13 protein-coding genes are annotated in these 14,328 nt (G+C 72.5%); 5 read left to right on the forward strand and 8 right to left on the reverse strand.

The features are described from left to right. The first annotated feature begins 240 nt into the window (after positions 1–240). The 4 genes from ACF1A1_RS13590 to ACF1A1_RS13605 all read left to right on the forward strand — a co-directional run bounded on the left by ACF1A1_RS13590 (position 241) and on the right by ACF1A1_RS13605 (position 4,954). Positions 241–1,947, forward strand: a complete 1,707-nt coding sequence (locus ACF1A1_RS13590) for a carbamoyltransferase (protein WP_391999590.1) — start codon at positions 241–243, stop codon at positions 1,945–1,947. Continuing rightward, positions 1,944–3,143 (forward strand): DegT/DnrJ/EryC1/StrS family aminotransferase, encoded by a 1,200-nt coding sequence (locus tag ACF1A1_RS13595; protein ID WP_391999592.1) that lies wholly within the window; start codon positions 1,944–1,946, stop codon positions 3,141–3,143. The genes ACF1A1_RS13590 and ACF1A1_RS13595 overlap by 4 nt, the downstream gene beginning before the upstream one ends. A 75-nt stretch (positions 3,144–3,218) precedes the next feature. Further along, positions 3,219–3,707 (forward strand): glutathione peroxidase, encoded by a 489-nt coding sequence (locus ACF1A1_RS13600; RefSeq protein WP_391999594.1) that lies wholly within the window; start codon positions 3,219–3,221, stop codon positions 3,705–3,707. A gap of 44 nt (positions 3,708–3,751) precedes the next feature. Then, positions 3,752–4,954, forward strand: a complete 1,203-nt coding sequence (locus ACF1A1_RS13605; protein ID WP_391999596.1) for a cytochrome P450 — start codon at positions 3,752–3,754, stop codon at positions 4,952–4,954. Positions 4,955–5,011: 57 nt separating this feature from the next. On the opposite strand, the gene ACF1A1_RS13610 is transcribed toward ACF1A1_RS13605, so the two are convergent. The 8 genes from ACF1A1_RS13610 to ACF1A1_RS13645 all read right to left on the reverse strand — a co-directional run bounded on the left by ACF1A1_RS13610 (position 5,012) and on the right by ACF1A1_RS13645 (position 11,890). Further along, a complete protein-coding gene (locus tag ACF1A1_RS13610; RefSeq protein WP_391999597.1) occupies positions 5,012–6,004 on the reverse strand; it encodes a phosphotransferase family protein in 993 nt (330 codons plus the stop codon). A gap of 126 nt (positions 6,005–6,130) precedes the next feature. Next, positions 6,131–7,261, reverse strand: a complete 1,131-nt coding sequence (gene pqqE / locus ACF1A1_RS13615) for a pyrroloquinoline quinone biosynthesis protein PqqE (protein ID WP_391999599.1) — start codon at positions 7,259–7,261, stop codon at positions 6,131–6,133. Continuing rightward, positions 7,258–7,521, reverse strand: a complete 264-nt coding sequence (gene pqqD, locus ACF1A1_RS13620; RefSeq protein ID WP_391999601.1) for a pyrroloquinoline quinone biosynthesis peptide chaperone PqqD — start codon at positions 7,519–7,521, stop codon at positions 7,258–7,260. Before pqqD ends, pqqE begins: the two co-directional genes overlap by 4 nt. A gap of 5 nt (positions 7,522–7,526) precedes the next feature. After that, positions 7,527–8,255 (reverse strand): pyrroloquinoline-quinone synthase PqqC, encoded by a 729-nt coding sequence (pqqC, locus tag ACF1A1_RS13625; RefSeq protein ID WP_391999603.1) that lies wholly within the window; start codon positions 8,253–8,255, stop codon positions 7,527–7,529. Further along, on the reverse strand, positions 8,252–9,166 hold the full coding sequence (gene pqqB / locus ACF1A1_RS13630; RefSeq protein WP_391999605.1) for a pyrroloquinoline quinone biosynthesis protein PqqB: 915 nt from the start codon (positions 9,164–9,166) through the stop codon (positions 8,252–8,254). The genes pqqC and pqqB overlap by 4 nt, the downstream gene beginning before the upstream one ends. Positions 9,167–9,175: 9 nt before the next feature. After that, the gene (gene pqqA, locus ACF1A1_RS13635) at positions 9,176–9,316 is read right to left on the reverse strand and encodes a pyrroloquinoline quinone precursor peptide PqqA (RefSeq protein ID WP_391999607.1); all 141 of its coding nucleotides are present in this window, start codon (positions 9,314–9,316) and stop codon (positions 9,176–9,178) included. Positions 9,317–9,386: 70 nt separating this feature from the next. Continuing rightward, positions 9,387–10,508 carry a PQQ-dependent sugar dehydrogenase gene (locus tag ACF1A1_RS13640; RefSeq protein ID WP_391999609.1) on the reverse strand — a complete coding sequence of 374 codons (1,122 nt, stop codon included), beginning with the start codon at positions 10,506–10,508 and terminating at the stop codon, positions 9,387–9,389. 224 nt (positions 10,509–10,732) lie between these two features. Continuing rightward, on the reverse strand, positions 10,733–11,890 hold the full coding sequence (locus tag ACF1A1_RS13645; RefSeq protein WP_391999611.1) for a PQQ-dependent sugar dehydrogenase: 1,158 nt from the start codon (positions 11,888–11,890) through the stop codon (positions 10,733–10,735). A gap of 445 nt (positions 11,891–12,335) precedes the next feature. Between ACF1A1_RS13645 and ACF1A1_RS13650 the strand changes: the two genes are divergently transcribed. Then, on the forward strand, positions 12,336–13,991 hold the full coding sequence (locus ACF1A1_RS13650; protein WP_391999613.1) for an FAD-dependent oxidoreductase: 1,656 nt from the start codon (positions 12,336–12,338) through the stop codon (positions 13,989–13,991). Positions 13,992–14,328: the final 337 nt, after the last annotated feature.

A 14,328-nucleotide genomic window follows, 5' to 3' on the forward strand; every position in this document is an offset into this window, starting at 1 on the left:
TTATCACCGCACCCAAGTCGTATTCGCGCATGACTCTACCGTTGAGCGACGATCCTAAGTTCACCCTGAACACACGGTCAATGAGCACAACCGGGGGCGCTGCCGTTCGGCTGGAACTCGACTTGATCCGGCCTGAGGATGGCTCATATTCGCCTAATGACTCACCCGTTGTCACGGGGTAGCGTTACGCCCACGTACTCGCCAAATCCGTAGACCTGCACCGGGAGTAAGGACGGCAGTATGCTCGCTCTGGGGCTCGGCGGTTCCAACCATGACTTCTCGGCCTGTCTCGTCGAGAACGGTGAGATCGCCGTCGGTATTGAAGAAGAGCGGCTGACCCGCCGCAAATACGCGGTCAATGTGAATTCCCTGGCCAACCAGTGCTGGCGGTACTGCCTCACGACGCAGGGGGTCCGCCTCGGCCAGGTGGAAGCGATCGTCGCGGACGACACCCTGCTGCCCAGCTGCTACTTCCCGTTCCGCAGCCGGACGACGCTGATCCGCCATCACATGGCGCATGCCGCCAGTGCCTTCCTGCCCTCGCCCTTCCCCGAGGCCGCGGTCCTCGTGGTCGACGGGGCCGGCAGCCTGTTCGAGGGACAGGGCGTCGAGACCATGACCATGTCGGTCGGCAACGGCACGGAGATCACCGAGATCTCCAAGGTGTACGGGACCAACTGGAGCACCGACGGCCTGCGGGAGACACGGGTCTACCAGGCCGGCGACAGCGACCACTCGCTGGGCTTCATGTACAAGGCGGTCAGCAGGGCCATCGGCTTCACCCTCTACGAGGAGGGCAGCTGGTACCTGACCGAGGACGGCAAGACCATGGGCCTCGCGCCCTACGGGACCGACCGCTACCGCACGGAGTTCCACCGCTACCTGGACCTCCTCCCGGAGGGCCGGTTCCAGCTGCACCTGAAGGACGGCGGACTGCTGGGCTTCGTCGAGCACGCCCTGGACGGACTCGAGGGGGAGGCGCGCTTCGCCCGGGGCGCCGACCTCGCCTGGGCCGCCCAGGACCTGCTGGAGACCGCCGTCCTGCACGCCGCCGACTGGCTGCACCGGGAGACCGGACTCACCCGCCTGTGCCTGGCCGGCGGCGTCGTGCTCAACTCGGTCGCCAACGGCAAGATCCTGCGGAACACCCCGTTCACCGAGGTCTTCGCCCAGCCCGCCGCCGGCGACAACGGCTGCGCGGTCGGCTGCGCGTACTACGGCTACCACGTGCTCGGCGAGCAGCCGCGGCCGCGCGGTCCGAAGGCCCCGAGGACGGCTCCGCGGCCCCAGACGCACACCTACCTGGGCCGTCGGTACAGCACCGAGGAGATCCAGACCGCGCTCGACGCCTCCGGCCTGCCCTACCGGCGCGTGGCACGGCCGGCCCGGCTGGCCGCCGGGCTGCTGCCGCGGGGCGCGCTGATCGGCTGGTTCACCGGTGGCTCCGAGTTCGGGCCGCGCGCCCTCGGCCACCGCAGCATCCTCGCCGACCCCCGCCGCGCGGAGATGAAGGACATCCTCAACAGCAAGGTCAAGCACCGCGAGGCGTTCCGGCCGTTCGCCCCCGCCGTCCTGGCCCACCGGGCCGCCGAGTACTTCGAGCTCGACATCGAGTCGCCGTACATGCTGATCGTGGCGCCGGTGCGGGACGACAAGCGCCAGGAGGTGCCGGCCATCACCCACGTGGACGGGACGGCGCGGGTCCAGACGCTGACCCCGGAGGCGAACGGCTCCTTCTACGAACTGGTGGAACGGTTCGGCGAGATCACCTCCGTGCCCGTCGTGCTCAACACCTCCTTCAACGACCGGGGTGAGCCGATCGTGGAGACCCCCGAGCAGGCGCTGGCCTTCTTCGGGCCGAGCCAGCTCGACTATCTCTTCCTGGAGGACTTCGTGGTGGCGCACAGCGCGACGGACCTCGACACGGTGACGGAGGCGGCCGCGTGACCGACGACCCGGAGATGCGGTACGAGACCTGGCGGGCCCTCGCCCTGTGGGGGGAGGAGGAAGAGGCCGCCGCCCTGGAGGTGATCCGGTCACGGTCGTTGTTCCGCTACTACGGGCCGGACCTCGGCCACCGGACCGACACGTTCGAGACCGCGTTCTCCGAGGTGGCGGGGGTCCCGCACACCGTCGCCGTGTCCTCGGGCACCGCCGCGCTCACCGCCGCGATGATCGGCCTCGGGATCCCGCCCGGGGCGGAGGTGATCGTGCCCGCCGTGACCTTCGTCGGCAGTGTCGGCGCCGTCGTCGCCGCCCGCGGCATCCCCGTCTTCGCCGAGGTCGACGACTCGCTGACCCTGGACCCGGGGAAGCTGGAGGAGCAGATCACCGAGCGGACCTGGGGCGTGATGCCGGTCCACCTCAACAACGTCGCCGCCGACATGGGGCCGATCCTGGAGGTCGCGCGGCGGCACGGGCTGCGGGTGATCGAGGACGCCGCCCAGGCCGCCGGCGTCGGCTACGGCGGACGGCCCGTCGGCAGCCTCGGCGACGCGGGCGCCTTCAGCTTCCAGCTCGACAAGAACATCACCGCCGGCGAGGGCGGCGCGGTCACCACGGCCGATGCCGACGTGTACGACCGGGTGGCCCGGTACCAGGACCAGGGCGGCCAGTTCACCACCTCCAAGGGGGCGACGCGAGGGACCGCCGACAGCCCGCCGTTCGTCGGCGTCAACCTGCGCATGACCGAGCTGACCGCGGCCGTCCTGTCCGCGCAGCTCCCCCGGCTGGTCCCGATGTGCCGGCGCCTGCGTGACGTGGCGCGCCATGTGCGCGCGGAGACCGCCGACCTGCCGGTCCGCTGGCGGAGGCTGCCGGACGAGGACGGATCGGGCGGCGACCTCACGCTGTTCCTCGACTCCCGCCTCCAGGCACGCGCCTTCGTCGCCGACCTGAACGCCGCCGGCATCCCGGCGCACACCATGTACCAGGGGCAGCCGGTCACGGCCAACCGCGCCGTACGGGAGGGGCGGACACCCTGGGGCGTGGAGTGGGACCGTCCCCCGCGCTACCGGATCAGCGAGGGGCTCCTCGGCCGCTCCGTCACCATCGGTCTGGGTGCCGCCATGACCGACGGGGACGTCGACGCCGTCGTCACCGCCTTCCGCAAGGCCTACCAGGACATCGCCCGGGCCACCTGAGCGAGCCGCGTGGGGGAACCCCTCGACGAGCCGACCGAACGACCGTCACCAACAGGAGCGGAGCGACGCACCGACATGTCCCTGTACGACATTCCCGTCCGCACACTCGCCGGGGAGCCCGGTGACCTGAGCCCCTACCGGGGCAAGGTCCTCCTCGTGGTCAACGTGGCCTCGCGGTGCGGGCGCACACCGCAGTACGCGGCGCTGGAGGAGCTGCACCGGCGCTACGGGCCCCGCGGGTTCGCCGTCCTCGGCTTCCCCTGCAACCAGTTCGGGCAACAGGAACCCGGCACCCCCGAGGAGATCCAGGAGTTCTGCTCGACCACGTACGACGTCACCTTCCCCCTCTTCGAGAAGGTGGACGTCAACGGCGCGCGACGGCACCCGGTCTACGAGATCCTCACCGCCGCCCCCGACGAGCACGGGGTGGCCAAGGACGTCGAGTGGAACTTCGAGAAGTTCCTCGTCGCGCCCGACGGTGTGGTGGCGCATCGCATCGGCTCACGCGTCAAGCCGGACGCCCCCGACGTGATCGCCCGGATCGAAGCACTGCTGCCGTCCTGATCCCCGCCCCACGCCGGGCCGTACCACCGGAAAGCACACACATCATGCGCACCCGCACGCTCGAGGACCTGACCCTGCCCGGGACGGACCTCGCCGACAACCCCTATCCGTTCCTCGCCCACCTGCGCGCACAGGGACCGGTCCACCGCATCCGGACGGCGGACTCGGAAGAGGTCTGGCTGGTCGTCGGTCACGACGCGGCCAGGGCCGCCCTCACCGACCTGCGGCTGCGCAACGACGTCCGGCACTCGGCGGCCTGGGAGGCCGACGGCGTGCACGCCGTCGGCCGCAACATGCTCCAGGTCGACCCGCCCCACCACACCCGTCTGCGCCGGCTCGTGGCCAGCCAGTTCACCGCCCGCCGGATCGAGGCCCTCGCGCCCCGGGTGCAGGGCATCACGGACGAGCTGCTGGACGCGATGGTGCCGCTCGGCCGGGCCGACCTCGTCGAGTCCTTCGCGATGCCCCTGCCCATGGCCGTGATCTGCGAACTGCTCGGCGTCCCCGCCGTCGACCGCAAGGCCTTCAGCACCTGGTCCGCCGACATCGTCACCCCCGGCAGCCCCGACGCGGCCGCCTCCGCCGAGGCCATGTCCGGCTACCTCACCGACCTCATCGACGACAAGAGCCGCACCGGTGGGGACGACCTCCTCTCCGCTCTGGTCGGCGCGCGGGTCGACGACGGGGACCGGCTCTCCTCCGAGGAGACGCTCGGTATGGCGTTCCTGCTGCTCGTCGCCGGACACGAGACCACCGTCAACCTCATCTCCAGCGGTGTCTGCGCCCTGCTGCTGCGGCCGGAGCAGCTCGCCGCCCTGCGCGCCGACCGGAGCCTCCTGGACGGCGCGGTCGAGGAGATGCTCCGCCACGAGAGCCCGCTGGGCACGTCCGCCTACCGCTACACCTCCGAGGCGGTGGAGCTGGGCGGCACCACCATCCCCGCCGGAAAGCCGGTGCTGGTCGTGCTGGGCGCCGCCAACCGTGACCCGCGGCGGTTCCCCGACCCCGACCGTTTCGACATCCGGCGCGACGCCCGCGGACACCTGGCGTTCAGCCACGGCATCCACCACTGTCTGGGCGCTCCGCTCGCCCGTCTGGAGGCCTCCATCGCCCTCGGATCGCTCCTGGAACGCTGCCCCGGGCTCCGCCTCGCCACCGATCCCGCCGCGCTCACCTGGCGCTCCGGCCTGATGCGCGGCCTGCACCACCTGCCGGTGGTGTTCGGCTCCGCCGACGAAGGGGCGTAGCGGGCCGCTCAGCCGGTTCGGCGTGCCCGGGGCGGGCATCGGGCGCGCCTCGGGTGCCTACCCCAGTGCGCGCAGCCGGGTGACGGTGTCGGCGAGGGTGCGGCGGCAGAAGGCGAGGTGGTCGGGGCCGAAGCCGCGGGGGCCGCACTCGATGACGAGCAGCAGGCCCAGGTAGAGGTGGTAGAGGGCCAGCCGGTGGCGGAAGGCGGGGCCGAAGTCGAGGTGGCCGCCGGCCTCGGTGTAGCCGGCGACGAGGTCGCTGCCGGGTCCGGTGTCGCCGCCGAAGGCGAGGGAGACCAGTTCGGCGGCCGGGTCGCCCCAGAACGCCCGCTCGTGGTCGATGAGTCCGGCGATCCGGGCGTGCTCCCCGCCGTCGGTGAGGTCGACGAAGATGTTGCCCGGCCAGAGGTCGAAGTGGACCAGCCGGGGTTCGGTGACCTCGTCGAGGGCGTATCCGCCCTCGGCCACCAACGCCCGGACGGCGTCCGGCGGTACGTCGAGCGGGGACCGCCAGCGCTCGGCGTCGTCCAGGAGGGCGTCCACCATGGCGGTGAAGGCGGTTCGCCAGTCGGGGGCGGACAGCGCGGACTCGGCGGCCGGGTAGCCGAACCGGCCGTCCTGCGGGGTCAGCGTGTGCAGGCGTGCGGCGATCGCGCCCAGTTCGCGGCGCAGGGCCGTCCGGGCGGCCGGGGACAGGCTGTCGGCCGCCTTGTCCCAGGGCGTGCCCTCCAGGACGGAGACGGCGAGGAACTCCTCCCCCGCGTACAGCAGGGCGGGCGTCGGCACGTCACCGGCCGGCAGGGCCGCGATCCGCCGGTAGACCATGGCCTCCGTGGCCAGGATGCCGCGCTCGTAGCGCAGGACCGGAGTGCCGGGCGGCGGGGCGAGTTTGACGACGGCGGGCTGGCCGTCGTCGAGGAGGACGCGGTAGGCCGTGTTGAACCAGCCGTCGGTCAGCTCGGTCTCCAGACGGCACCCGACGCCGGTGGAGGCGCGCAGCAGGGCGTCGAGTTCACCGGGAGACAGGCGGCGCTTGGTCTGGCTCTGCATGAAGGCGTGCTTTCCGGCCGGGAGTTGGGAGCGCTCCCAGGATGCCGATCGCCCGTCCGCCCGTCCAGACCCCCACCGGCCGGCGTTCCGGGTGCGCCACCGTGGCCGCGGCGGTGCCGCCCGGCCTCAGCGCGCCCGCGGCACCGCCCCGGGCCGGCGGTAGACGTACGGCGGTGGTTCCGGGGCGGGGCCAAAGTCGGCGAGAGCGCGCACGAGGTGGTGGTCGGGGGAGAGCGCGCACGCCGGGTCGGTGCGGGTGGCGTCGCCGGTGAGGGCGTACGCCTGGCAGCGGCAGCCGCCGAAGTCCTCCTCCCGGCGGGGGCAGCCGCCGCAGGGGCCGGTCATCCAGGCGGTGCCGCGGAAGCGGTCGAACGCCGGGGACCGCTCCCAGATCCAGGCGAGCGGGTGGTCCCGGACGGTCGGCGCGTCGAGGTCGGGCAGGGAGGCGGCGGCCGGGCAGGGCAGGACGGTGCCGTCGGGCGTGACGGTGAGCGAGACCGCTCCCCACCCGCCCATGCAGGGCTTGGCGACGCCGTCGAAGTAGTCGGGGACGACCCAGACCAGGTCGACGCGGCCGGCCAGCCGCTCCCGCCAGCGTTCGACGGACTCCCGGGCGCGGACCAGCTGCTCGCGCGTGGGCAGCAGCGCGGCACGGTTGAGCAGGCCCCAGCCGTAGAACTGGGTGTTGGCCAGCTCGATGCGGTCCACCCCCCAGGCCGCGCCCAGCTCGACGAGGGCGTCGACGGCGTCGAGGTTGTCCCGGTGCAGCACCACGTTGAGGCCGAGGGGGAGCCCGGCCCGGCGGACGAGGGCGGCGGCCCGCTCCTTCGCGGCGAAGGACGACGGGCGTCCGGCGATCCGGTCGTTGGCCGCGGGATCGGCGTGCTGGACGGAGAGCTGCACGCTGCGCAGCCCCGCCGTACGCAGCGCGGTCAGCCGGGTCTCGTCCAGGCCGGTGCCGCTCGTGACCAGCTGGGTGTAGATCCCTGCGGCCTCGGCGGCGGCGACGATCTCCTCCAGGTCGGGGCGCAGCAGTGGCTCACCGCCGGAGAGATGGGTGTGGACGACGCCCAGCGCTGCGGCCTGGCGCAGGACGTCCGTCCACTCGCCGGTGCTCAGTTCGCCCGCGCGGCGGGCCAGTTCCAGGGGGTTGGAGCAGTACGGGCAGTGGAGGGGGCAGGCGTGGGTGAGTTCGGCCAGCAGCGCCCAGGGGCGTGCCGGGGCCGCGGGGTCCGCGGTGGCCGGGGGAAGGGTCACGTGAGCCAGCCCTCCTGGTGCAGACGGTCGAGGAAGCAGGGGACCTCGGTGGCCACCGGGGCGCCCGGGTGGCGCTCGGCCAGTTCGTCGACGATCCCGCGCACGGTGCGCGTGCCGTCGCACAGGCCGACGACCTGGCCGGCGTGGCCCTCGAGGACGACCACGCGTTCGGGCAGGACCAGCAGGTCCGTGCCGCGCACGCTGTCGTGTCGCAGCATCAGGGCCGGGGCGAGGGCGGGGCGCCACTGGTTCTCGGACACCGGCGTCACCCCTGCCCGGGGTCGTGCTGGACGGTGTGCTGGACGGCGTCGAGCAGGGCCCACAGCACGTCGCACTTGAAGGTCAGCGCGGCCACGGCCCGTTGCTGGTCGTCTCGGGTGCGGGCCCACTCCAGGACCAGTGCGAGCGCCTCGCCGCTGTCGCGTCGGCCCTGGTCGACGCGGCTGCGGAAGTAGTCGAGTCCGGCCGGCTCGATCCAGGGGTAGTGGCGTTCGAAGGCGTCGATGCGCCGCCGCATCAGGTCGGGAGCGGTCAGCTCGGTGAGCGAGGCCGCGACGGCCTCCAACGGCGGGCGCAGACGGCAGAAGTTGACGTAGCCCTCGACCGCCAGCCGTACGCCCGGCAGGACGCCGTCACCCGCCAGCAGGCCCGCGCGGTCGAGGCCGGCCGCCTCGCCGAGCCGCAGCCAGCGCTCGATGCCCCCCTCGCCGTCCCTGCGCCCGTCGTGGTCCTCGATCCGCCGCAGCCACATGCGCCGCAGCCGCGGGGAGTCCAGCTTCGCGGTGATCAGCGCGTCCTTGACGGGGATGTGGCGCTGGTAGTGGAAGCGGTTGGCGATCCAGCGGCGCACCTCCGCGGGGCTGAGGTCGCCTTCGTGCATACGGAGGTTGAAGGGGTGGCGGTCGTGGTACCGCTCCTGGCCCACCGCGCGCAGGCGGGCCTCGAACTCGTCGGGGCTCCAGGGCTCCGTCGGGGTTTCGAGTGCCGTGGTCACAGCTCGATCACCATCTCGTCGTCGGCCACCTCGATGCCCAGCCGGGCCAGCCGCTTGTGCTGTGCCGCGGTCGGGTCGACGAGGGGGTTCGTGTTGTTGAGGTGCGTGTAGTAGCAGCGGGCGGACAGCGGGGCGAGGATGCCGGCGGTGCCGCCCGGTCCGTCGATGGGCAGATGGCCCATGCCGGTCGCGGTGCGGGAGGAGATCCCGGTGCGGCGCGGCTCCTCGTCGTCCCAGAAGGTGCCGTCGACGATCACGCAGTCGGCCTCGGCGGCGACCCGGTGCAGCGCGTCGGACCAGACGGCCACGGCGGGCGCGTACACCGCGGACCTGCCGGTGGCCGGCTCGTACAGGCGCAGGGCCACGACCCAGGCGTCGTCCTCGGGGGCGTCGGCGGCGTACCGGGGGCGCTTGCCGGAGACGGGGACGGCGGTGATGCGGACGCCGGCGCCGGCCGGACCGCGGGTGTCGCCGCCCAGTGGCTCCGCGCCGTGGCACGGCAGTTCCCGCCAGGTGAGCGCGGTGTAGGAGCCGAGGACCTCGCCGAGCCGCAGGCGGTCCTCCAGTGCCCGGCGGACCGGGGCGGTGGCGAGGATGTCCAGGCCGTCCGCCTCGCGCAGCCGCGCGAGGCCCGAGGTGTGGTCGAGTTCGGCGTCGGTGAGGACGACGCCGGCGATCGGTGTCCGCCGGGACCCGGGACCCGGGTGGAGCGCCGGGTGGGCCTCGATCTGGTCGCCGATGTCGGGGGTGGCGTTGACGATGTACCAGCGGCCCTCGCCCGTACCGACCGCGAGCGAGGCGTGGCGGCGGCGCCGCTCGGGATGCGCGCGTGCCCCGGTGCACCCGGGGCACGCGCAGTTCCACTGCGGGATGCCGCCCCCCGCCGCGGTGCCGAGCACCTGCAGCAGCATCGCGGCGGACTAGCGGGTCGCGAGGGAGTAGGCGGTGACCTCCAGCGCGGTGTCGACGACCGTGTACCCGGGGGTCTGCCAGGGGGTGCGGTCGCTCTGCTCCGGGGTGGTGGCGGCCTGACGCTCCGTCTGCTCGGTGGTTTCGGTCATGGTGCGTACCTTCCTTTCGGGGAGGTGGGTTCACCCCTCCCGGGGGGGGAGGGGAGCCGGGGGAACGGGGTCACCTGAGGGTGATCTTGAGGATGCGGTCCTTGTCCTCGCCGCGGTCGCTCGTGCCGAGCCACAGCTCGTCGGCGCCGGGGACCGCCGCGATGGCGCGCAGCCGGCCGTAGGTGCCGTCGTAGTACGACGTCGCGGTTCCGACGTCCTTGCCGGTGCCGTCGATCGGCAGCGCCCACAGCCGCCGGCCGAGCAGCGTCGAGACGTACACCACGTTGCGCCGGACGGCGAGTTGGGCGGGGACTCCGCCCTCGTCCGGATGCCAGACCTTCTTGGGGTTGGCCATCCCGGCCTTGGAGCAGGACCCCTCGCAGGCGGGCCAGCCGTAGTTCCCGCCCCGCTCGATCAGGTTGAGCTCGTCCCAGGTGGACTCGCCGATCTCGGTCGACCACAACCTGCCCCGGGCGTCCCAGGCGAGGCCCTGGGGGTTGCGGTGGCCCATGCTGTAGACGCGGTTGCCGAACGGGTTGCCGGGCGCCGCGGCACCGGTCCTGGTGATGCGCAGGATCTTGCCGTTGAGCGACTTCTTGTCCTGCGCGAGATGCTTCCGCAGGGCGTCGCCGACGGTGACGTACAGGTATCCGTCCGGGCCGAAGGCGATCTTGCCGCCGTTGTGGTCCCCGCCCCGGGCGATGCCGCCGAGGACGACGGTGTAGTCGCTGAGCGAGGTGCCGTCGAAACGCATCCTGACGACCCTGATGTCGGCGGCGGCCGTGTGGACGAAGAAGACGTCCCGGTCCGTGGTGCCGTTCCAGGTCGGTGAGGGGGCGACGCCGAGCAGCCCGCCGCTGCCCACCCGGGGGGTGGGAGAGGGGGCGACGGTGTGGGGCACCGTGCCCACCTTCTTCTTGGACCCGTCACTGCGCTGGACCCACACCGTCGCGGTACGGCGCTCGGTCACCAACGCCTTCTTCCCGTCGGGCAGGAAGGAGATGGCCCAGGGCTTGGTCCACTTGTCGGAGAGGACGGTGACGGCTGACGGTCCACTGCGGCCGGGCCGGGTGTCCGCCCCGGCCGCCACCGTCGGCTGGAGGACGCAGGCCCCCAGGATCACGGTGACCGCGGTGGCCACGGCCGTGCCCGGCCGGACTCGATGCAGCGCCGAACGCGCCGAGCGTGCCATTCTGATGCCTTTCCCGTCGTGGGATGGGTGATCGGCGGAATGCGCGGGGAAATCCGCCGCACCTCGGAAAGAGGGAACGGCGAGAAAGAAAGAGAAGGGACGAGACCCGGAACAGGGCCGGAACTCCTCCACCCGTGCCGTGACTCCCGCGAGGAGTGGCCGGCGCCGGTTTTCGCGCGGGCCACCCGTATTCCCCCGTCCCGCGGAGGGGGACCACTTGGCGGTCACTTGAGGGTGACTTTGAGGATGAGGTCCTTGTCGGTGCCGCGGTCGCTCGTGCCGAGCCAGAGCTCGTCCGCGCCGGGGACCTTGACGAGCGCCCGCAGCCGGCCGTGGTCGCGGTCGTAGTACGACGTCGCGGCTGCGACGCCCCTGCCGGTGCTGTCGATCGGCAGTACCCACAACCGCCGGCCGCGCAACGTCGACGCGTAGATGACGTCGTCGACGATCGCGATCTGGGCGGGCACCCCGCCCTCGCCCGGCTTCCACACCCTCTTGGGGTTGGTCATCCCGGCCTTGGAACAGGGGCCCTCGCAGGTCGGCCAGCCGTAGTTCGCGCCCGGCTCGATCAGGTTGAGCTCGTCGAAGGTGGTGGCGCCGATCTCCGTCTCCCACAGCTTCCCGTCGCGGTCCCAGGCCAGGCCCTGGGGGTTGCGGTGGCCGTAGCTGTAGACGTGGGTGCCGAAGGGGTTTCCGGGAGCCGGATCACCGGTCCGGGTGATGCGCAGGATCTTCCCGTTGAGCGAGTTCCTGTCCTGGGCGAGCTGCGGCAGCCGCGCGTCACCGGTGGTGACGTACAGGTATCCGTCCGGACCGAAGGCGACGTTGCCGCCGTTGAGCTGTGTGTCCCGGCGGATTCCGGTGAGGACGGGGGTGTAGTCGCTCAGGGACGTCCCGTCGAAGTTCATCCTGACGACACGATTGTCGGTGGCCGTGGTCTCCATGAAGAACACGGCGCGGTCCGTCGTGCCGTTCCAGGTCGGTGACACGGCGACGCCCAGCAGCCCGCCCTTGTCCTGCGTCTCCAGGCTCCACACGGAGTTCGGCACGGTGCCGACCCGCCGCTTCGATCCGTCGAGCGCGGCCCGCCAGACCTCGCCGGTGTTGCGTTCCGTCACCAGCGCGGCGTCGCCGTCCGGCAGGAAGGAGATCCCCCAGGGGGTCGTCCACCCGTCCGACAGGGTGCCGATGCCGGACGGCGCACCGTGCTCCCGGGTGTCGGACCTGGGGTCCCCCGCACGGGGTGCGGACGGTACCGCCGCCGCCGGCCACGCCGCGAGCACGCCGGCGGTCGCGACGGCGGTGACGGCGGCGGTGACGGCGGCGATCGCGGCCGGGACCGGACGGAATCGGTGCAGCGCCGAAAGCGCCGAACGTGACATGTGGTGCCTTTCCTGTAGGGGGGCGCGACCGGCCGCGTTTCGTGAACGGATACGTCGCCGCATCCGATACAGAGTGGCCTTTTGCCGCGCTGCATCGTGATGCGCCCTCAGAAAGATAAAAGGGGGGATGGCCGAAACCTCGCAATGACTCCCGCAAGGAGTATCGAGCGCGTTATTCGGCGCGGGCCACCCGGACTCCCCCATCCTGCTGAACGGCTTCGCCGTCGCCCGCGCCCGCGGCGGGTCGGACCGTGTTTCGGGTCGTCCCGGCGCCGCAGCCCCGAGGTCCCGGCGCCGCAGCCCCGAGCCGGGCAGATCCGAAAGACACGGCCTAAGCGAGTGAAGCCTGAGCCGCCGTCCGCCGTGCGGGTGCCTCGTGGGGCATGCATGAGGATCCCGGCCGTATCCGGCCGAATCGGCGAACACGACGCGCTGGAGGCGAGTGATGAACGAAAGAGCCGATCAAGCCGACCGCACCACCCACCAGGTCCCCGTCCTCATCGTCGGCGGATCCCTGGTGGGCCTGTCGACCTCCCTGTTCCTGGGCCGGCTGGGGGTGCGGCACACGCTGGTGGAGCGCCATGCCGGCACCTCCATCCACCCCCGTGGACGAGGCAACAACGTACGCACGATGGAGCTGTTCCGGGTGGCCGGCATCGAGCCGGCGATCCACGAGGCCGCGGCCACCCTGGCCGACAACCACGGCATCCTGCAGACGCCCACCCTGGTCGGTGACGCGGGCGAGTGGCTGTTCCGGGAGATCGACCCGGGCGGCGGACTGGCCCGGTTCAGCCCGACCTCATGGTGCCTGTGCAGCCAGAACGACCTGGAACCGGTCCTGCTCGACCACGCCGTCGGACTCGGCGGCGACCTCCGCTTCTCCACCGAACTGATGTCGTTCGACTGCGATTCCACCGGCGTCACCGCGCTGGTCAAGAGCCGGGAGACGGGCGAGCACACCACCATCCGGGCGGACTACCTGGTCGCCGCCGACGGTCCGCGCAGCCCCGTGCGGGAGCAGCTCGGCATCGGCCAGAGCGGCCCCGGCGAGCTGTTCCACAACGTCAGCATCACCTTCCGCTCCCGCCGCCTCGCCGACGTGGTGGCGGACCGTCGCTTCATCGTCTGCTACCTGAACGGTCCGGACGCCGACGGTGCGCTGCTGCCGGTGGACAACCGCGAGAACTGGGTCTTCCACGCCCCCTGGCACCCCGAGCGGGGCGAGACCATCGAGGACTTCACCTCGGAGCGCTGCGCCGACCACATCCGCCGGGCGGTCGGGGTCCCGGACCTCGACGTGCGGGTCACCGGCAAGGCACCCTGGCACGCCGCCCAGCGCGTCGCACGGTCCTACCGGTACGGACGCGTCCTGCTGGCCGGCGACTCGGCCCACGAGATGTCCCCCACCGGCGCCTTCGGCTCCAACACCGGCATCCAGGACGCGCACAACCTCGCCTGGAAGCTGGCCGCGGTGCTCGGCGGCTGGGCGGGGGACGGGCTGCTGGACACCTACGACGCGGAACGCCGTGCGGTGGCGGAGACCACCAGCGCCCGTGCGGCCGCCCGGTCGGTCGAGCACAGCCACCCCGGCTACACCCCGACGCCCGGCACCGGCGGCGCTCCGCAGCGCGGCATTCTGAACGTGACCCTGGGCTACCGCTACCCGCGCGGCGCCGTCGTCGACGCCGACCCCGCGACCCCGGTCGTCCCGGAGCGGCTCACCCTGACCGGGGAGCCCGGCAGCAGGGCACCCCACCTGTGGGTACGGCACCACGGCCGGCGGATCTCCACCCTCGACCTCTACGAACGGTCCCTGGTCCTGCTCAGCGACGCGCAGGAGCCGAACGGGTGGCACGAGGCCGCCGTCCGCCTCGCCGAGCGGATGTCCGTCCCGCTCGTCTCCTACCGGATGGGAAGCGGCGCCGACGCCGAGCTGGCCCCGGAGGAGGGGGCGGACTGGGCGCAGATCCACGGCACGTCCCGTTCGGGCGCCGTACTCGTCCGTCCCGACGGATTCGTCGCCTGGCGGGCGGAGGGCCCCGTCCCGGACGCCGAAGCGACACTGCGTCAGGTGCTCAGCACGGTCCTGGCCCGGGACTGACCCTCGGAGCCGGTGCGAGCCGCGTCCGCTCCCGACCACGTCGCTCAGCAGTCCCCCTGTCGGCTGCTGGGCGACGCCCATGTCCGGGCTCCGTCGCCTCACCCGGCGCCGGCCCTGTCACCGGCGCGGTGGGGCAGGTGGCGGAGGGCGTTCACTCGGCTGAGCGCCCCGAGTGGTGGGGGACGATCATCTGACTGACGGTGGATCACGTCGGGTCCGAGTCACCCCAGCCGGCGAAGCGCCGGCTGCTCGGTCTCGGCGGAAGGAAGCTCAGATGCGCTCTGCTCGCCTGCTCCTGGCCACCGCGACGGCCTCGGCCGCCCTCGCCCTCGCCGCA

Source organism: Streptomyces sp. NPDC014995 (assembly GCF_043080745.1).
In the GTDB taxonomy this organism is placed as follows: Bacteria; Actinomycetota; Actinomycetes; order Streptomycetales; family Streptomycetaceae; genus Streptomyces.

Bases quoted from the DNA above. Each gene is read 5' to 3' on its own strand.
- pqqB (WP_391999605.1), bottom strand. From the start codon at position 9,166: ATGCTGCTGCAGGTGCTCGGCACCGCGGCGGGGGGCGGCATCCCGCAG.
- ACF1A1_RS13610 (WP_391999597.1), bottom strand. From the start codon at position 6,004: ATGCAGAGCCAGACCAAGCGCCGCCTGTCTCCCGGTGAACTCGACGCC.
- ACF1A1_RS13600 (WP_391999594.1), top strand. From the start codon at position 3,219: ATGTCCCTGTACGACATTCCCGTCCGCACACTCGCCGGGGAGCCCGGT.
- ACF1A1_RS13605 (WP_391999596.1), top strand. From the start codon at position 3,752: ATGCGCACCCGCACGCTCGAGGACCTGACCCTGCCCGGGACGGACCTC.
- ACF1A1_RS13645 (WP_391999611.1), bottom strand. From the start codon at position 11,890: ATGTCACGTTCGGCGCTTTCGGCGCTGCACCGATTCCGTCCGGTCCCG.
- ACF1A1_RS13640 (WP_391999609.1), bottom strand. From the start codon at position 10,508: ATGGCACGCTCGGCGCGTTCGGCGCTGCATCGAGTCCGGCCGGGCACG.
- ACF1A1_RS13590 (WP_391999590.1), top strand. From the start codon at position 241: ATGCTCGCTCTGGGGCTCGGCGGTTCCAACCATGACTTCTCGGCCTGT.
- pqqA (WP_391999607.1), bottom strand. From the start codon at position 9,316: ATGACCGAAACCACCGAGCAGACGGAGCGTCAGGCCGCCACCACCCCG.
- ACF1A1_RS13650 (WP_391999613.1), top strand. From the start codon at position 12,336: ATGAACGAAAGAGCCGATCAAGCCGACCGCACCACCCACCAGGTCCCC.